General features: G+C 67.6%; 16 protein-coding genes. 7 read left to right on the top strand and 9 right to left on the bottom strand.

Features of this window, described 5'->3' with window-relative positions; translation table 11 throughout:
* Positions 1 to 13: 13 nt before the first annotated feature.
* From RMCB_RS28145 to RMCB_RS28130, 4 genes are read right to left on the bottom strand one after another with little or no spacing between them, the layout of a single operon-like run.
* Positions 14 to 1,576 (bottom strand): ABC transporter ATP-binding protein, encoded by a 1,563-nt coding sequence (locus RMCB_RS28145; RefSeq protein ID WP_062831375.1) that lies wholly within the window; start codon positions 1,574 to 1,576, stop codon positions 14 to 16.
* A complete protein-coding gene (locus tag RMCB_RS28140) occupies positions 1,573 to 2,451 on the bottom strand; it encodes an ABC transporter permease (protein WP_062831374.1) in 879 nt (292 codons plus the stop codon). Before RMCB_RS28140 ends, RMCB_RS28145 begins: the two co-directional genes overlap by 4 nt.
* Entirely contained in the window at positions 2,448 to 3,425 is a 978-nt protein-coding gene (locus RMCB_RS28135) for an ABC transporter permease (RefSeq protein WP_264028681.1), read from the bottom strand. The genes RMCB_RS28140 and RMCB_RS28135 overlap by 4 nt, the downstream gene beginning before the upstream one ends.
* Positions 3,422 to 4,900 carry an ABC transporter substrate-binding protein gene (locus tag RMCB_RS28130; RefSeq protein ID WP_051243985.1) on the bottom strand — a complete coding sequence of 493 codons (1,479 nt, stop codon included), beginning with the start codon at positions 4,898 to 4,900 and terminating at the stop codon, positions 3,422 to 3,424. The genes RMCB_RS28135 and RMCB_RS28130 overlap by 4 nt, the downstream gene beginning before the upstream one ends.
* 189 nt (positions 4,901 to 5,089) lie before the next feature.
* On the opposite strand from RMCB_RS28130, the gene RMCB_RS28125 reads away from it, so the two are divergent.
* Positions 5,090 to 5,623: a hypothetical protein gene (locus tag RMCB_RS28125; protein ID WP_029370930.1), complete on the top strand. Its 534-nt coding sequence runs from the start codon at positions 5,090 to 5,092 to the stop codon at positions 5,621 to 5,623.
* Positions 5,624 to 5,679: 56 nt separating this feature from the next.
* Complete coding sequence (locus tag RMCB_RS28120) at positions 5,680 to 6,741, top strand: glycoside hydrolase family 183 protein (RefSeq protein ID WP_062831398.1); 1,062 nt, start codon at positions 5,680 to 5,682, stop codon at positions 6,739 to 6,741.
* A 1-nt stretch (position 6,742) separates the two neighbouring features.
* On the opposite strand, the gene RMCB_RS28115 is transcribed toward RMCB_RS28120, so the two are convergent.
* Complete coding sequence (locus tag RMCB_RS28115) at positions 6,743 to 7,489, bottom strand: SDR family oxidoreductase (RefSeq protein WP_029370928.1); 747 nt, start codon at positions 7,487 to 7,489, stop codon at positions 6,743 to 6,745.
* A 121-nt stretch (positions 7,490 to 7,610) separates the two neighbouring features.
* Here RMCB_RS28115 and RMCB_RS28110 point away from each other — a divergent pair, with 121 nt between their 5' ends.
* The 4 genes from RMCB_RS28110 (at position 7,611) to RMCB_RS28095 (ending at position 12,820) form a co-directional block, all read left to right on the top strand.
* Positions 7,611 to 8,171: a TetR/AcrR family transcriptional regulator gene (locus RMCB_RS28110; RefSeq protein ID WP_062831373.1), complete on the top strand. Its 561-nt coding sequence runs from the start codon at positions 7,611 to 7,613 to the stop codon at positions 8,169 to 8,171.
* Positions 8,172 to 8,238: 67 nt separating this feature from the next.
* A complete protein-coding gene (locus RMCB_RS28105) occupies positions 8,239 to 9,267 on the top strand; it encodes an NAD(P)H-dependent amine dehydrogenase family protein (RefSeq protein WP_234792269.1) in 1,029 nt (342 codons plus the stop codon).
* 62 nt (positions 9,268 to 9,329) lie between these two features.
* A complete protein-coding gene (locus tag RMCB_RS28100) occupies positions 9,330 to 11,135 on the top strand; it encodes an Hsp70 family protein (RefSeq protein ID WP_029370925.1) in 1,806 nt (601 codons plus the stop codon).
* Between the two features lie 140 nt (positions 11,136 to 11,275).
* Positions 11,276 to 12,820 (top strand): acetolactate synthase large subunit, encoded by a 1,545-nt coding sequence (locus RMCB_RS28095; protein ID WP_062831371.1) that lies wholly within the window; start codon positions 11,276 to 11,278, stop codon positions 12,818 to 12,820.
* On the opposite strand, the gene RMCB_RS28090 is transcribed toward RMCB_RS28095, so the two are convergent.
* Together RMCB_RS28090 and RMCB_RS28085 are read right to left on the bottom strand one after the other, a co-directional pair.
* On the bottom strand, positions 12,817 to 13,893 hold the full coding sequence (locus RMCB_RS28090) for a class I SAM-dependent methyltransferase (protein ID WP_062831370.1): 1,077 nt from the start codon (positions 13,891 to 13,893) through the stop codon (positions 12,817 to 12,819). The two genes, RMCB_RS28095 and RMCB_RS28090, sit on opposite strands and share 4 nt — an antisense overlap.
* Before the next feature lie 2 nt (positions 13,894 to 13,895).
* A complete protein-coding gene (locus tag RMCB_RS28085; RefSeq protein ID WP_062831369.1) occupies positions 13,896 to 14,135 on the bottom strand; it encodes a lipopolysaccharide assembly protein LapA domain-containing protein in 240 nt (79 codons plus the stop codon).
* A gap of 47 nt (positions 14,136 to 14,182) precedes the next feature.
* Here RMCB_RS28085 and RMCB_RS28080 point away from each other — a divergent pair, with 47 nt between their 5' ends.
* Positions 14,183 to 14,935, top strand: coding sequence for an SHOCT domain-containing protein (locus RMCB_RS28080; RefSeq protein ID WP_062831368.1), 753 nt, complete (start codon positions 14,183 to 14,185; stop codon positions 14,933 to 14,935).
* Between the two features lie 3 nt (positions 14,936 to 14,938).
* Here the strand turns inward: RMCB_RS28080 and RMCB_RS28075 are convergent, their stop codons facing one another.
* Both RMCB_RS28075 and RMCB_RS28070 read right to left on the bottom strand, forming a co-directional pair.
* Positions 14,939 to 16,312: a styrene monooxygenase/indole monooxygenase family protein gene (locus RMCB_RS28075; RefSeq protein WP_062831367.1), complete on the bottom strand. Its 1,374-nt coding sequence runs from the start codon at positions 16,310 to 16,312 to the stop codon at positions 14,939 to 14,941.
* Between the two features lie 86 nt (positions 16,313 to 16,398).
* Positions 16,399 to 17,022: an MBL fold metallo-hydrolase gene (locus RMCB_RS28070; RefSeq protein ID WP_321180690.1), complete on the bottom strand. Its 624-nt coding sequence runs from the start codon at positions 17,020 to 17,022 to the stop codon at positions 16,399 to 16,401.
* Between the last annotated feature and the right edge of the window lie 2 nt (positions 17,023 to 17,024).

Below are 17,024 nucleotides of genomic sequence, written 5' to 3'. Positions count from 1 at the left end.
GCCGTAGACCTTCTCAGATCGCCGCGCGCGGTCTGGTGGGTGGTATCGCGGCGAGCAGAGTGCGGGTGTACTCGTGCTCGGGGGATGCGAACAGCTCGGCGGCCGGGCGGTACTCGACGACTGCGCCGGATCGCATGACCATCACGTCGTGACACATGCGGTGCACGACCGCCAGGTCGTGCGCGATGAACAGGTAGGACAAGCCCAGGTCGCGCTGGAGTTCGGTCAGCAGGTCCAGTACCCGCGACTGGATCGAAACATCAAGGGAGGCTGTCGATTCGTCGAGGATGAGCAAGTCGGGTTCGGTGGCCAGCGCCCGGGCGATGCTGACGCGCTGGCGCTGTCCGCCGGACAGTTCGTGCGGGTATCTGGCCGCGAACTCCGCGGGCAGCCCGACGCGTTCGAGGAGTTCTGCCACGCGCTGCGCCCTGCCGCGGCGGCCTTTGGCCAGCCGGTGGACCTGCAACGGTTCACCGATCGCCGCGCCCACCCGAGCGCGCGGGTTCAGCGATGCGAAGGGATCCTGGAACACCAGACTGATTCGGCGCCGCAGGTTGCGGTCACCGCCGAAGACGTTGACGCCGTCCAGGGTTGCCGTCCCTGACGACGGGTCGGTCAGACCGGTCAGCGCGGCGGCCACCGTGGACTTCCCCGAACCCGACTCGCCGACGAGGCCCAGCGTGGTGCCGCGCCGAATCCGGAACGACACGTCGTGCACCGCGGTGACCTCGCCGTAGCGGACGTCAAGTCCGTTGACCTCCAGCAACACCGGGGTGTCAGCGACCTCGGTGGGTCCGTCGCCGTCGATGCGCGGCCGGGCCTCCAGCAGCTCACGGGTGTACGCGTGCTGCGGATGATCGAACACGTCGAGGACGGCCGACTGCTCAACAGCCTCGCCCTCCCGCAATACCGTCACCTCGTCGGCGACCTGACCGATGACGCCGAGGTCGTGACTGATCCACACCACCGCGGTGCCGAAGTCCCGCTGCAAGTCGGCAACCAGGTCGATGATCTGGGATTGGGTGGTGACATCCAGCGCCGTGGTCGGTTCATCGGCGATCAGCAATTCGGGGTCGCACGCCAGCGCGATGGCGATCATCACGCGCTGGCGTTGGCCACCCGAGAGCTGGTGGGGATAGGCGTCGAGCCGCTCGGCGGGCAGGCCCACGGCGTCGAGCAGTTCACCCGCCCGGGTACGGGCCTGCCGGCGGGTCATGTTGCGGTGAGTCTCCAGTGTTTCGGTGATCTGCCGCGCCAGGGTCAGCAGCGGGTTGAGCGACGTGCCCGGGTCCTGGAACACGAATCCGACTCGGCCACCATGGACTTGGCGCAGTGTGCGCGAGGACGCCCCGACGAGTTGGGTGCCGTCGGCCAATGCGGCAGTGCCGGTGACGACGGCACCCGGCGCGTCGAGCAGCCCGGTCGCCGCCAGCACCGTCATCGACTTGCCGGATCCGGATTCGCCGACGATGCCGACGGTCTGTTCGCGTGCCACGTCGAACGACACCCCGCGCACGATGTCGCGGCGGCCGATCCGCACGCGAAGGTCGTGCACGCTCAACACAGGGGAGGTCACTGTTTTCCCGCCCTTCTGGCCTCGATCATGGTGCGCTGCTTGGGATCGAGCACGTCGCGCAGGCCGTCACCGAACAGGTTGAACGCCAGCACCGTCACGAAGATGGCGGCACCGGGGAACACCGCCATCCACCACGCGAGCGTGACGAAGCCCTGCGCGTCGAAGATCATCCGGCCCAGCGACGGTTGTGGTGGCTGGATTCCCAAGCCCAGGAACGACAATGACGCTTCGGCCAGGATCGCGAAGGCCAGTGACAGCGAGAGCTGAACGATCAGCGGCCCGGCGATGTTCGGCAGAATGTGGCGGGTCAAGATGTATCCATCGCCGGTGCCCATGGTGCGGGAGACCGAGACGAACGGCTCGAGGCGCACGCTCAGCGTGCTGGCGCGGGCGACGCGCGCGAAGATCGGCGTGTAGACGACACCGATGGCGAGCATGGTCGTGGTGATGCCCGGCCCCAGGATTGCCACGATGGCCAGCGCGAGCAACAACACGGGGAAGGCGAACATCACGTCGACGACGCGCATCACGACGGTGTCCACCCAGCCGCTGCGATAGCCGGCCACCACGCCGATCGTCACGCCCACGGCCGCCGCGAACGCCACGTTCACCACCGCGACCCGCATCGATGCCTGTATCGCCACCAGCACGCGCGACAGCACGTCACGGCCCAGTTCGTCGGTGCCGAACCAGTGCGATCCGCTGGGCCCCTGCAGAGCACTGGGCACGTCGATGTCGTTGATGCCGAACGGGGTGATCCACTGGGCGGCCACCGCGACGAACACCACGGCTACGAGCACGACCGCACTGATCGCGGTCACAGGGTTGGCCAGCAGCAGCCGCCAGGACGAGACCCGGCCTTCGGTGACTGTCATGACAGCCTGATCCTCAGGTCGACCACCGCGTACAACACGTCGACGATCAGGTTGATCAGCAGGAACAACACCGCGATGAGCAGCACCGCGCCCTGGATGACCGGATAGTCGCGGGCCGCAACGGAATTGAACACCAGCCGGCCCAGCCCCGGCCAGGCGAACACCACTTCGACCACGATGACCCCGCCGAGGATGGTGGCCAGCTGGATACCGGTGATGGTCAGGATGGGCAGCAGCGCATTGCGGACGATGTGGCGAAACGTGATCACCGCCTGCGCTAGGCCTTTCGATTTGGCGGTGCGCACGTACCCCATGGCGGTGACCTCCAGGACCGCCGAGCGCACGTAGCGGGTCATGATCGCCGCGGCGACCAGCCCCACCGTGAGCCCGGGCAGGATGATGTGTCGCAGCCAGCCACCCGGATCGCTGAACAGCGGGCGGTATCCCGATGTCGGCAGCCAGCCCAGCGTCGACGCGAAGACCCCGATCAACAGGATGCCCATCCAGAAATCGGGAATGGACACGCCGAACTGGCTGGCGATCCGCACGATCGCGTCGCTGACCCTGCCTTCGTGCAGGGCCGACCAGATCCCGGCAGGCAATGCGATCGCCAGCGCGATGACGATGCCGACCAAGCCCAGCGACACCGTGGCCGGAAGTCGTTCCAGCAGCGTGACGGTCACCGGGTCACCGTTGCGGAAACTGACCCCGAGGTTCCCGGTGAACGCCGAGCCGAGGTAGCTGAAAAACTGCTCGACGAGCGGTCTGTCCATCCCGCTGGCCGACCGCAGCGCCGCATACGCCTCTGGGGTGTAGCGCGTGCCCAACGCGATCCGGACCGGGTCGCCAGGCACCAGGTGCACCAACGCGAACACCACGATCAGCACGCCGATGAGCACCACCGCGGAGTGCATCAGACGCCGGGCCAGGAACACCACCACCGGGTGCCCTGCCGCCAACTTGCCCACATTCACCTCGTCCCACCCCGATTCAGGGTTGCGCTACGGAACCGGACAGCGCCGTCGCGCCGCGCCTCGTAGCCCGACAGATTCGTTGCCCACGCCTGGATCACCGACGGGTTGTACAGGTAGATGTAGCTGACCTCGTCGGCGATACGCGTTGCCGCTCTGGCGTAGATGGATTTTCGCTTTTCGATGTCGGTCTCGACTCGCCCGGCGTCGAGAAGTTGGTCGACCTCGGGGTCGGAGAACTTCTGCGCATTGCTGGTGCCGCCGGAATGGTGCTGGGCGTAGTAGAAGTCGTCGGGATCGATGTTGCCGAGCCAGCCCATCATCAACATGTCGAAGTGCCCGTTGTTCTGTTCGTCGAGCCAGGTGGCGAAGTCGACCGTGCGGATGTGCACCGTGATGCCAAGCGGGGCAAGGTTATCGGCGACGATCTGGGCTGCGGTCACTGTCTCGGGGTATTCACTGGTGACCAGCATGTCAAGGTCCTTCGGTGCGCTACCCGCCTCTCGGAGAAGACGTTTCGCTTCGTCCAGATCGTGGCGGTAGCGGTGATAGTCGGTGTACCACGCATTGCCCTGCGGGATGGCGAGCTGGTTGGTGGTCGCCGTGCGGTACGTGGTGGCCGCGGTGATCGAATCTCGGTCGATCGCATAGGCGATGGCCTGCCTGACCCGGACGTCGTTCCACGGCGTGCGAGCCTCGTTGAGCGCCAGGTACCAGTAGTCGTTGCTCGGGGTGACCGCGAGATGCAGCGAGTCGTCTTCGCGCAGTTGGCTGACGCGTTGCGGGGGAATCGAATCGGTCCAGTCGACCTCACCGGCCTGCAACGCCGACAGCGCCGTCGACGGTTCGGAGATGAACCGGAATGTCACCCCGGCCACCGGCGGAGCTCCGGCCCAGTAGTGCGGGTTGGCCTTCAGCGTGATCGAGTCGCCGCTCTTGCGCGACACGAACGAGAACGGTCCGGTGCCGACCGGATGGGTGGTGATCTGCCCGCTCTCGACATTGTGGCGTTGCACGATCGCCATGCCCTTGAAACCGCCGAGATTGGTCAGCAGATTCGGCGTCGGATGCTTGACGGCGATCCGCACGGTCGCGGGGTCCACCTCGTCGACGCCGGCGACCGCACTGAACTTGTCCACGTTGGTCAGTTGCTGGTCGATGATGCGCCGATACGAGTAGACGACGTCTGCGGCGGTCAGCGGGCTGCCGTCATGCCAGGTCACTCCGGGGCGCAGGTGAAACGTCCACAGCAACTGGTCGGGGCTGACCTCCCACGACGTTGCCAAGGCCGGGCCCATCTGAAGGTTCGCGTCCGGTTCGACGAGCGTGTCGAACACGTTTTCCAGCACTTCGAACGAGAAGTACGCACTCGTCCGCTGGGGGTCGAGTTGGTCGGGCTCACCGGCGATGGCGGCGATCAGATAGCCCGACGCCTCACCGCCGAGGTCGACGCGGTTGCCGGCCGAGCATGCCGACATCACGAGCGCCAGGACGGCTGCCACCGCGCTCAACGTTCTCACCACTGGTCGTGTGGTCACGATCTCTCCAGGATCACCGCGGGCGATCCGTCAGTACGCTCACCCGCTGGGGCCGCCGCCGGGCCCGACCGAAACGTCGGTGGACCATACCGGTGACGACGCTGATGAAGACTGCGATACTCACCCATTGTGACCTTCAAGCGCACGGCCGCCGCGACCGCCCTGGCCTCGACCCTCGGAATCGGACTCAGCCTGGGGTTTGCCGGCCCGGCGCAGGCGGACCCCGTGATGCAGGGCGTGTACACCTACACCCAGGACGGACTGGACCCACAGACCTTCACGGTGTACCCGTCGTGCGTGCCCGTGGTCGGCGATCTGCGCGAACCTCTCGAGCTGGCGGTGGCGTGCCGGCTGCACGTCGCGACGAGCTCCGAAATCAAGGGCGGAGATGCCCGGTTGACCGGCGGGCTGTGGACCTATTCGACGACCGCGGCCGAGGGTATGCAGTGCCCCGACGGTAGCTGGGCCCCGACCACCGAGGTCTACAAGTTCGATGACGTGGCGATGACGGGTACGCGGTCGGTGTTCCACAATGCGGTCTGCGGATTGCAGCCCGGCGAGCAGAGTGTGCCGTTCAAGCTGGCGTACAAAGAGCCGTTGTCCATGCCGGTCAAGGTCTATCCGCTGGACTGCGAGCCCTGGGGCTTGCGGTTGTGCACGTGAGCGTCGGCGGGGGTGCCGGTCGCCCACTGCAGGGCGACCAGACTCCGGCACTGCCGATGCTCAACGGCAAGGCCGCCGACCTGACGGGCCCGGGCCGCACCGACCAATTCGGCGTGACGGCCACCGATCTCGGAGCGTCGGTGGTGGCCCCCAACGGCAAGCTGGTCTCGGTGTTCGGTGACACGTTCTCGGGACCCATGGTGGGACAGGGGGATTGGCGTTCTCCGGTGGCGCTGATCGGCAGCGGCGATGCCGATCACGAGATCGTCTACGAGCGGGCCGCAGGCCCCGACCCCCACTACGCCCATCAGCTGTGGTTCTACATTCACGACGACGCGTCCAGTGGCTGGAGCCGCGGCGGCATCAGCACCGTGATCCCGTCGGACCTGCTGCGGGTCGGTGATTCGATCTACCTGCACGCCATCGTCAACCATGGCTTCGGCAACGTGATGTGGACCGAGATCTGGCGTTCGGACGACAGCGGTGTCTCCTGGACCCACATGGGTGAGCAGGCCAAGTTCCCTGGTGATCTGCAGGGCGGCTACGCGCAGTGCTGGTCGTGGGACTACGACCCGGACGACGGCTGGGTTTACGTGGTGGCCACCGGTTTTCAGCGCAACAAGGGCATCATTTTGATGCGGGTGCGGCCCGAACACATCGGGCAGCGGAGCCAGTACAGCTGCTGGGGTTTCACGAACGGCAGCTGGGGCTGGGGCCGGCAGAGTACGCCGATCACACCGCCCGGAGAACAGTGGGGAGAGTTGACTTTCCGCCGCTTGTCCGCCGGAACATGGGTTCTCGGTGGGTTTTTGGCGTCGCAGTATGCCCTCGGCTACCGCGTCGTCAACTCCCCGGTGGCCAATATGTACACCACGCCACTGCAGATTCCGGTGGTCGGTTCGTCGTGGGCCGACGAGGACCCCGCCGACAGCAGGGTCGCTCAGCTCTATGGCGGCTACCTGCTGCCGGGTTCGCGCTTCGATGTGCAAGGCGGGGTGGGCCTGGTGGTGTCCCAGTGGCGCACCGATACCGGATGGCCTTACCGGGCAATGCAATTCAAGGCTCAGCTCAAGGACACCAGCAGGACACCGCAACCGACGGATCCGATCAACCTGTAGGTCAGGCCGTGAACCCGCCGTCGACGTTCCAGTTCGCCCCGGTCACGAAGCCGGATTCCGAACCCGCCAGGAAGCTCACCACCGCGCCGATGTCGGACGTGTCGCCGTAGCGTCCGAGTGCGGTGGATTGCCTGATGGAATCGGCGAATTCGCCTTCATCAGGGTTCAGATCGGTGGCGATGGGGCCGGGTTGCACATTGTTGACGGTGATACCGCGCGGGCCGAGATCGCGTGCCAGCGCCCGGGTCAGTGAGGACACCGCGCCCTTGGTCATCGCGTACACCGAAAGGCCGGGCACCGGTACGCGGTCGGCGTTGATGCTGCCGATGTTGATGATCCGCGAACCTTCGCCGAGATGACCGACGGCGCTGCGGATCGCGGCGTAGACGCCACCGATGTTGATCGCCACCAACCGGTCGAACTCTTCCTGCGGGAACTCGTCGATGGGTGCGATGTAGGCAGTGCCGGCATTGTTGACCAGCACGTCGAGGCCGCCGAGGGCCGTCACGGTCTCCTCGACCGCCGCGGCCACCTGTGCGGGGTCGGCGCTGTCGGCCTGGATGGCCACAGCTCGCCCGCCGTCGGCGCTGACCTCGGCGACCAGTTTCTCTGCCTCGACGGCCGACGCGGCATAGGTGAAGGCGACGGCGGCGCCGTCGGCCGCCAGTCGACGCACGATCTGTGCGCCGATGCCACGGGAACCGCCTGTCACCAGTGCGCGGCGGCCGGTCAGGGGTGCTGTGCTCATGGGATTTCCTTCCGGAATGATTTCGAACCGGTTGGTTACTAAGTACGCTGAGGTCAAGGCCTAGGCAATAGCGATGATTCCCGTTGTGACTGGTATCACAGCAGAGAAAGGCAGATGTGCGATGGCGGTGGGCAGGCCGCGGCAATTCGACCCCGAACAGGTCGAGGACGTGGCGATGAAACTGTTCTGGGTACACGGCTTCGACGGGGTGTCGATCAGCGATCTGACCGCCGCGACCGGAGTGAACCGCCGCAGTATCTACGCCGAGTTCGGCTCCAAGGAAGAGCTCTTCGAGCGCGCACTGCAGCGGTATGTCGCCGGGCCCGGCGGCTACGTTGCTGTGGCTTTGACCCGGCCGACCGCCCGCGAGGTGGCCGAGGCGATGGTGCACGGCGCGGCGGACGCGACCACCGGCGAGCAGCGTGGCTGCCTGCTGACCGGGAACGAGGAAGGGCTGGCAGGCCGGCGTTGCGCAGATGTACAGGACATCGCCCGCCGGTTCGACGCCGCGGTGGCCACCGGCGAACTGGCAGACGTTGACACCACGTTGCTGGCCCGGTGGATCTCGGCTGTGTGTCAAGGGATTTCGGTGCAAGCGCGCAGTGGCGCGAGCCGTGCGGAGCTGCACGCCGTGGCCGACCTGGCCCTGGCGGGCTGGCCCGGAACCGCCCCGCGCACATGACATCTGTGCATATGGTGGTGCGGTGACGAAGCGAGTCGTGGTCTGGGGCACCGGTTTTGTCGGCAGCATGGTGATCGCCGAAATCGTCAAGCATCCACTGTTCGAACTGGTCGGTGTCGGGGTCTGTAACCCCGAGAAGGTCGGCCGCGATGCGGGTGAGATCTGTGGGCTGGGCGCTCCGATCGGTGTCACGGCGACCGACGACGTCGACGCGCTCATCGCGCTGAGGCCCGACGCCCTGGTCCACTACGGTCCGACCGCAGCGCATGCCGACGCCAACATCGACCTGATCACCCGGTTCCTACGGGCCGGCATCGACGTCTGCTCGACGGCGATGACGCCCTGGGTGTGGCCGAAGATGCACCTGAACCCGCCGAATTGGATCGAGCCCGTCACCGAGGCGTGCGAGGCCGGCGGGGCGTCGTGCTTCACCACCGGCATCGACCCCGGCTTCGCCAACGATCTGTTCCCGATGACACTGATGGGCCTGTGTTCGGAGATCCGTCAGGTCCGGGCCTCGGAGCTGCTCGACTACACCAATTACACCGGCGACTACGAGTTCGAGATGGGAATCGGCAAGCCGCCCGAGCACCGGGCGCTGCTCGAAACCCCCGATATCCTGGTATTCGCTTGGGGCGCAACCGTTCCGATGATCGCGTACGCGGCGGGTATCGAACTCGACGCGATCACCACCACTTGGGACAAGTGGGTGACCCCCGACGAACGCAAGACCGCCAAGGGGATCATCGCACCGGGCAATGTGGCCGCGGTCCGGTTCACCATCAACGGCGTGTACCGCGGCGAGACCCGCATCCAGCTCGAGCACGTCAACCGCATCGGACTGGACGCTGCGCCCGACTGGCCGTCCGGCAACGACAACGATGTGTACCGCGTCGACATCGACGGCACCCCGAGCATCTCGCAGGAAACCGCGTTCCGGTTCACCGATGGTTCGGGCCGCGACGCGGCCGCGGCGGGCTGCCTGGCCACTGGTCTACGTGCGCTAAACGCCGTCCCCGCAGTCAATGATCATTTGCCAGGATGGGTAACCCCGCTGGATCTACCCCTCATCACAGGTAGCGGCAATATTCGCTGAGTAACATTCGCCCCGTTAACTGAGATGGACTACCGGATAGTGCTCTCTCGAGACGGGGTGACATGGCTGACGGAATTGGGTTGTCGGTTGGTGCGACCAACCTGACGGCGGTGGTGGTGGGCAGGACCGCGGTGACGCGCTCACCTGTGCTGACGCTGTATCCGCATCGCCCATCCGAGGTCGGAGTGCCCAGCGAGAACCCCAATCTCACCGAGCGGGGACTCATCCTGACCGACTTCGTCGACCGGGTCGGGGATCCGGTGGGCATCTTGGCCCCTGACGGCTCGTCGCATCGTGGCGAGGTGCTGGTGGCAGACGCGTTGGGAGCGTTGCTGCGCACGGTCACCCGAGGCGCGCCGGCAACGGACCCGATCGCCGTCACCCACCCCGCACACTGGCGGCCAAACCAGGTCGCTGCGCTGCGCCACGCCCTTGACGAGGTCCCGGAGTTCCGGGCCCCGGCCACGCCCACGGTGATGTCGGACGCCACGGCAGCGCTGACCGCTCTGCAGGACAACCCGGGGGTGCCGACCCGCGGGGTGATCGCGCTGTGCGATTTCGGCGGTACAGGCACCAGCATCACGCTCGCCGACGCCGGGAACGGCTACCAGCCGATCGCCCCGACCGTCCGGCACCCCGATCTGTCGGGTGATCTCATCGACCAGGCCCTGCTCACCCACATCGTCAACGAACTGTCGGCTGCGGGCACCATCGACCTGGCCAGCACGTCGGCGATCGGTTCGCTGGGCCGGTTGCGCGGTGAGTGCCGCCGCGCCAAGGAGCGGCTGTCCACCGAGTCGGTGACCTCGCTGACCGCCGAATTGCCGGGCCACCGCAGCGAGGTCCGGTTGAACCGGCGTGAACTCGACGACGCCATGCAGGCGCCGTTGAACGAATTCGTCGCGGTTCTGCAGGACACCGTGGACCGCGCCGGGCTGCGGCCCGGCGATCTCGTCGCCGTGGCGACCATCGGCGGCGGGGCCAGGATCCCGGCCGTCACCACAGCGCTGTCGCAGAGTCTGCGGGTGCCGGTGATCACCGGGGCGCAACCCGAGCTGACCGCGGCCATCGGATCGGGGATCACCGCGGTGCGCGGCACGGTCGAGGAGAGCATGACCGCACTCGCTCCGGCGTCGGCCGCCGCGCCGCCAACCCAGGCGGCCGCCGTGATGGCCCCCGAACCGCCGCCGGCCTCGCGGGCGCTGGCCTGGTCGGATGCCGACGATGTGCCCGACGTCGCTCCGGCCACCGAATTGGGCTATGCCGAACCCGAACCCGAGCCCGCCCGCATCGGCCTCACCAGCGCCCGCCCGCGATTGGAATTCGGCGAAGCCGAGCTCACCGACCATGACCGGGTCGCCGCGCTGCCCTGGTATCGCAAACCCGCGTTGCTGGCGGGCGCGGGAGGCGCGGTAGCGCTCGTCGCCGTCGCGGCCGTGCTGCTGCTGACCCATCAAGACTCGGAGAAGAGCCCGGCCCCGGCATCGACCTCGACGGCGATGACCACCACATCGGCGCCCGCGCAGGCACCGGCGGCCGACGCTCCGGCCGGCGCGTCGGCACCTGAGCAACAACAACAGCAGCAGCAGTCACCGCAGACCGTCATCGAGCAGGCCCCGGCGCAGACCGTCACCCAGACCGCACCACCGCCACCCGCCGATGCGCCACCGCCGCCCCAGACGACCGACGCACCACCGCCGACGACGGACACACCCACGACCGCCGCGCCTGCGACGACCGATACGCCGACGAGTGCGGCTCCGTCGACGCCGACCCAGACGCCGTGGACCCCCGTGGCGCCTTACCCGACCGTCCCGGGCCTGCCGTGGGTGCCCGCTCCGGGCGGCGGCCACGGCCACGGCGGCTAGCTTGCGTCACCGTCCGGCGCGACTTCATCAGGTGTCGCCCTGGCGCCCGACCGGATCGCCGACCACTATGAGTGGGTGCGGGACAAGCGCCATCAACACGAAATCGAAGCCGGCGGTCTGATGTTGACACGGGCCGGCCGATGAGCCCGAGCACCGGTGCCCAGGTGGCCATCGCGCGATTGCTCGCCGCAGGAGTCGACGTGTGCTTCGCCAATCCGGGCACCTCGGAGATGCACTTCGTCGCGGCACTGGACTCCGCGCCGCAGATGCGGCCCGTGCTCTGCCTGTTCGAAGGCGTGGCCACAGGTGCGGCCGACGGCTATGCGCGCATCGCTGGGCGGCCGGCGGCCACCCTGCTGCACCTCGGACCCGGATTGGCCAACGGTCTGGCCAATCTGCACAACGCGCGGCGGGCCTTCAGTCCGGTCGTCAACATCGTCGGCGACCATGCGACGCACCACAAACGACTTGATGCCCCACTGGAATCCGACATCGAGGCGCTGGCCGGTTGGACCCACGGTTCGGTACACCGGCCCGCGACGCCCGACGACGTGGCTGCGGCCGTGGACAGCGCTGTCGGCAGCGCGACCGGGGAACCCGGCGAAGTGGCGACCGTGATCCTGCCCGCCGATTTCTCGTGGGGCCCGGCGTCGCCCGGCGCGCCGGTGTCGCCACAACGGCGGCCGGCGCCCGGTGGCATGCAGATCGAGGCTGCGGCGGAGCTGCTGCGTGAACGCGGCGCGCATGCGTTGTTGCTGCTCGGTGGCGCGGCCAACTCCGCCGAAGGGCTCATCGCGGCGGCCCGCATCGCGGCCGTGACCGGAGCTCGAGCGCTCATCGAGACCTTCCCGGCCCGGCTGGCCCGTGGACGTGGTGTGCCGCACCTCGACCGGTTGGCCTACCTTGGTGAGCAGGCTGTCGAACAACTCGCCGGCACAACGGATCTGGTTCTGGTGGGGGCACGTTCGCCGGTCACGTTCTTCGCATATCCGGGCAAGCCGGGCGACCTCGTGCCATCCGGGGCGACCGTGCACACGGTGGCCCCGAGCGATCTGGAGAAGCTGGCCGACCACCTCGGGGCCGCGCCGTATATCGACAATCCCGCCGAACTCGCCGCACTGCCGCGCGGCCCACTCAACGCGCAGAACTGGGCCCAGGTGATCGCCGCGCTGCTGCCCGAGAACGCGATCGTCTCCGACGAGGCGAACACCAGCGGCTTGTTCCTGCCCACTGCGACTGCGGGTTCGGCCGCTCACGACCTGCTGACGCTGACCGGTGGCGCGATCGGCCAGGGGCTGCCGGTGGCTGTAGGCGCCGCTGTCGCCGCGCCGCACCGGCCGGTGATCGCGCTGCAGGCCGATGGCAGTGCGCTCTACACCATCTCGGCGCTGTGGACCATGGCCCGCGAGCAACTCGATGTCACCGTCGTCATCCTCAACAACCACGCCTACGCGATCCTTCAAATGGAACTGCAGCGCGTCGGTGCCGCGGCGGCCGGTGAGCAGTCCCGCTCGTTGCTCGACCTCAGTCGACCCGACATCGACTTTGTTTCCATCGCACAGGGATTCGGCGTTCCCGCGACGCGGGCGACCACAGCCGAGGACCTTGCCGAGCAGTTCCGCGCTGCGCTCGGCGAGCCCGGCCCACACCTGATCGACGCCGCGATTGCGGGCTGGTCGGTTTAACTCTTGGGTCGTTTGACCAGGACCACTTCGGCCAGCGGGATCCGCATCTGTTCGGGGGCGGCGGCCAGCCGGGCGGCCACGCCGGCCTCGAGCCGGTCGAAGAACACCGCGTGCCGTCTCGCGTCCCCGAGCGCTTCGGCCAACGCGCCGAACAACGCGAACCGGCAGAACGCGGCCCATTGGGCGCCGAAAGCCCTTGCGTCATGGTCGGTGCGGTACTGGTTGAAGAACCGGTCCTCGGCGTCGAACACCTCGAGATGTTCGATGGAGAGCCGTTCGAGACGGCCGGAGGGTGCGAAGGGGGCCGCGAAATCCACTGCGGCCCGGCCCATCACAGGCAACGACATTCGGTGCAGCTCGTCGCTGGTGATCACCGCGTCGGCCACGAGTCCTCGCAGAGCGTCGGTGAGGGCGAGCATCAGCGGCCGATAACCGAAATCGCCGTCGTCGGCGAGGCCCATCGTCAGCACCACGAGTTTGCCGCCGGGGCACAGCTCCCGGCCCCGGAACGCCACGAACTCGTGCCAGTCGTGCGCCGCCTGCCGCGCGTAGGCGGCGCGGACGTACGGGTCGGCACTGTAGGCCGCCACGAGGTGATCGCCCACGGGCATCGGTACCCGCCCCAGCCACTGAATCGACCACGCCGACCAACCCAGGTTGATGCTGTTCGACGGCAGGATCTGGGTGTAGTACGACCGGCCGACCGCCGAGCTGAACGACGCCGCATCCGTGCGCAGATAGGACGCCGGGTCCTCCGCGAGGGTGCGGAACAGCGTGGTGAAATCGTTGTCCGGGGTGTCGGTGTGCGTCACCAGCACCGAATGTTCGGGGCGGGTGCGCCCACGCAGCACGCCGACCGCCTTCGCGATCGCGAGCAGGCCGTTGTGCCCGGTGCCCGCACCGTAGTCGGCGACCACGATGGGCTGCGGCGGGCTCGGCAGTGGCACGGTGCGGGCGGCCTCCGCGAAAAGCGTGATGGCCGAAGTCAATCCCGCCGCCTGCAACCGCGAACTCGGCGTCTGCTTGCGATCGTCGCCGGGATCCGGGCGTACGACGAAGCTGGATTCCGGCATGTCTAGCTCCGTCGCCACCGCAGCAACAGTCCGATGAGAAGTCCCACGACGAAAATGATGACCAAGATTGACCACATCGGCGACTCGACGGTCACCCACAGCACGTGCACCCGGACGCGGTCGCGGTTCTGAGCGACGAAGAGCGCCGCGAGTATCACCAGGATCAGCGCCATCCAGTACCGCATCGCCAGCCGGCGCACCGGGCCGACCGGCGGGTGTGCTTCGGTCTCGTCGCGAGGCATGCCCCGACGGTAGTCGTTGCTGTGGCGACCATGGCACACTTCCGGCTATGAGCAGCCGGCGAATCGCGGCACCGATGGTGGCCGCCGCGATCGTGTCCCTCGTGGTCGGGGTCATCGGGTTCATCGTGGCCCTGGTCCTCAACGCGTTCGTACTCGACGAGTACGACGCGTACGGAGAGGTGCCGATCCCAGGATCGGGCACGGTGCAGTTGCCCGCCGGTGAGGTCACCATCAGCTTCCACACGCTCACCACGGGGTCGGGCGGAGGCGTGCCCGTGCCGAGTCTGAAACTACAGCTCGTTCCCCCGGAAGGGACGCCCGAGCCGGTCGTCACCGAAAGTCCCGGCGGCACAACGACGGTGAACAATGACGCCCGGGTCCGGGTATGGGTGGCTCAGGTGGCCGAGGCCGGGGGCTATCACGTGGTCACCGACGGCGACGTGAACGGTTACATCAGTCCGCGGCTGGCGTTCGGTCACGGCAGCCGGTACGGCTGGGTCGTGTGGCTATTTGTCGGGCTGTTCGTGCTGGGCCTCGTCGAACTTGTGGTCGCCCTCTGGTGGTCGGCGCGCGTTGCGAAGCGCCCGCGTCCCGTCGGTCCGCAGGAATACCCGGCCTTCGGAACGTCGGATGCGCCGACGTACTCGTCGCAGAGCTATGTTCCCGCACCGCCGAGCTATCCGACCACCGATCAGGGCGTGCGCCTCGAACAGCTGAAGACGCTGGCGGCGCTGCGTGATTCGGGTGCGCTGACCGACGCCGAGTTCGAAGCGGAGAAGCGCCGCATCCTCAAAAGCTGATCGTCACGCCACCCGCAACGCCAACCGGGAGCGGTCGAACCGGCCGGCCGGCACAAACCGGTCGAGCACCGCTTCGGCGGGTTCCCCGGCGAAATCGGCGATCAGGTCATATGCCGCCTGCCGGGACGTGAGCCGCTCCACGGGTGTCGGGTCATCCAGCAGCCCAAAGAGTTTCGACGCGAACCGATCGCTGGAGCCGGCCGCGGTGAAGAACAGTTCGCCGTACTCCGCGAACTCGGGGTCCGACAGAAAGAGGCGGGTGACCAGCTGGGCCGCCCGGGCACGGTGCTGGTAGAAGTCCTCGAACACTGTTGTCAGCCATGCGGTGTCGAATGCGCCGTCGTGCGCCGCGGCCTTGCGTACCAGTGTTGCGGCCTGCACCAGTCCACCCTGCGCGCCCTGCCCGGCGATCGGATCGAACGCGACCGCGGTGTCGCCGAGCGCCGCGACCGGATGTCCACCGGCCGTGTGGCCCACCCCCGAGCGCACCAGTTGGGTGACCCCGCCGGTCAGCCACGAATGCGGATCGTCCTCGATCACCGCCAATTCGCTGACTTCGGGCAGATCCCAGTCGATGTAGTCACGGTGCAGCTCGGTGATGGTCCGCAGCGCGGATTGGGCGCTGTCCACACCGGCGAATCGGCGGTCCCAGTCGCTGTCCGGCAACGCCCAGCCGAGGAAGGCCCAGGACGGACCGGCGTCCTTGTGCAGATACGGACCCAACCACGAGTCGCCCTGATCACTGATCACGGTGAAGGCGTTGTGCCTGCCGCCTGCGGCGCTGCGGTGCGCGAAAACCTCCGGCCCGTAGGGCAATCCGGTTACCGTCAGGGCCAGGAGCCGGCGCTGCGGCCGGTCGTACACCGTCCGGTCGGGATCGATCGGAAACAGCGACGAGAGCCCGCCGCGGCCCGTCGCCACCAGGGTCAGGTCGACACCGGCGGCGATGCTGTCGAGACGGATGGGATCGACCGGCTCGACGACGAACCTTCCGCCGCGCTGCTGGAACAGGGTGAGCCGGTCGTCGGCCTTGAGGCGCGTGTCGACCGCGACCCCGACGAAGCCGTCGAACGACGCATCGAACGCGACCTCCTCGGGACGTGCCGGATCGGAGCCGTTGACCACCCGCACGCTCTGTCCGGTGGAGGTCGGAGCGGTGGCCAGGTAGGTGTTGAGGCCAAGGCTCTCCTCGGCACGCTGGGCGGTGCCGAAGATCAGGGCCGTGCCTGTCGCAGGCACCGCGTCGCGCAGGCTGCGCTGATCGCGGTCGCTGTACAACGTGACGTCAAACCCGTTGTCCAACAACCCCAGTGCTGCGGTAACCCCGGTCTGGCCGGCTCCGATGATGGCAGCGGAGCGCCCGCTCGATGTCGTCATGGCACCGACTATGGGCGCACCGCCGCCGCGCGTTAAGACACTGGCTCAGCGTGATCGCAAAGCGTCAGTGGCCGGGCAGGGCCACCTCAGTGGCCGCGCGCCACCCACTCGTCGTAATTCACGATCTCGCCGCCGATGGTGGTGGTGTCACCGTGTCCGGTGTAGACCACGGTCTCGCCGGGCAGGGCGCCAAGTCTCGTGCTGATGGATTCCAGGATGGTGGGAAAGTCGGAGTACGACCGTCCGGTGGCACCGGGGCCGCCCTGGAACAGCGTGTCGCCGGAGATGACGGCGTTCAGGTCGGGTGCGGACCAGCAGACCGAGCCGGGGGAGTGACCGGGGGTGTGCAGGGCGTGCAGTTCGATGCCGCCGACCTTCAGTACCTGATCGTCGGCGACAGGACGGAATTCGTTGTCGGGGTGGATTTCTCGCCACAGCATTTCGTCGGCGGGGTGCAGCAGCACCGGCGCGTCCAGCGCCTTCGAGAGTTCGGGTGCGACGGTGATGTGATCGTTGTGCCCGTGGGTGCACACGACCGCGACCACGTTGCGTCCGTTGACGGCGTCGATGATGGGGCCGGCGGTGTGGGCGGCATCGAAGACCACAACGTCGCTGTCGTCGCCGACGAGCCAGATGTTGTTGTCGACGTCCCAGGTGCCGCCGTCGAGGGAGAAGGTGCCGGAGGTGACCACTCGCTGGATCGCGCTCATGG

This window comes from Mycolicibacterium brisbanense, assembly GCF_001570425.1.
Lineage (GTDB): Bacteria > Actinomycetota > Actinomycetes > Mycobacteriales > Mycobacteriaceae > Mycobacterium > Mycobacterium brisbanense.
This window is presented reverse-complemented; position numbering and strand designations above follow the sequence as displayed.

Bases quoted from the DNA above. Each gene is read 5' to 3' on its own strand.
- RMCB_RS28080 (WP_062831368.1), top strand. From the start codon at position 14,183: ATGAGCAGCCGGCGAATCGCGGCACCGATGGTGGCCGCCGCGATCGTG.
- RMCB_RS28115 (WP_029370928.1), bottom strand. From the start codon at position 7,489: ATGAGCACAGCACCCCTGACCGGCCGCCGCGCACTGGTGACAGGCGGT.
- RMCB_RS28070 (WP_321180690.1), bottom strand. From the start codon at position 17,022: ATGAGCGCGATCCAGCGAGTGGTCACCTCCGGCACCTTCTCCCTCGAC.
- RMCB_RS28130 (WP_051243985.1), bottom strand. From the start codon at position 4,900: ATGTCGGCATGCTCGGCCGGCAACCGCGTCGACCTCGGCGGTGAGGCG.
- RMCB_RS28090 (WP_062831370.1), bottom strand. From the start codon at position 13,893: ATGCCGGAATCCAGCTTCGTCGTACGCCCGGATCCCGGCGACGATCGC.
- RMCB_RS28120 (WP_062831398.1), top strand. From the start codon at position 5,680: ATGCTCAACGGCAAGGCCGCCGACCTGACGGGCCCGGGCCGCACCGAC.
- RMCB_RS28100 (WP_029370925.1), top strand. From the start codon at position 9,330: ATGGCTGACGGAATTGGGTTGTCGGTTGGTGCGACCAACCTGACGGCG.
- RMCB_RS28140 (WP_062831374.1), bottom strand. From the start codon at position 2,451: ATGACAGTCACCGAAGGCCGGGTCTCGTCCTGGCGGCTGCTGCTGGCC.
- RMCB_RS28085 (WP_062831369.1), bottom strand. From the start codon at position 14,135: ATGCCTCGCGACGAGACCGAAGCACACCCGCCGGTCGGCCCGGTGCGC.
- RMCB_RS28105 (WP_234792269.1), top strand. From the start codon at position 8,239: ATGGTGATCGCCGAAATCGTCAAGCATCCACTGTTCGAACTGGTCGGT.
- RMCB_RS28110 (WP_062831373.1), top strand. From the start codon at position 7,611: ATGGCGGTGGGCAGGCCGCGGCAATTCGACCCCGAACAGGTCGAGGAC.
- RMCB_RS28075 (WP_062831367.1), bottom strand. From the start codon at position 16,312: ATGACGACATCGAGCGGGCGCTCCGCTGCCATCATCGGAGCCGGCCAG.
- RMCB_RS28095 (WP_062831371.1), top strand. From the start codon at position 11,276: ATGAGCCCGAGCACCGGTGCCCAGGTGGCCATCGCGCGATTGCTCGCC.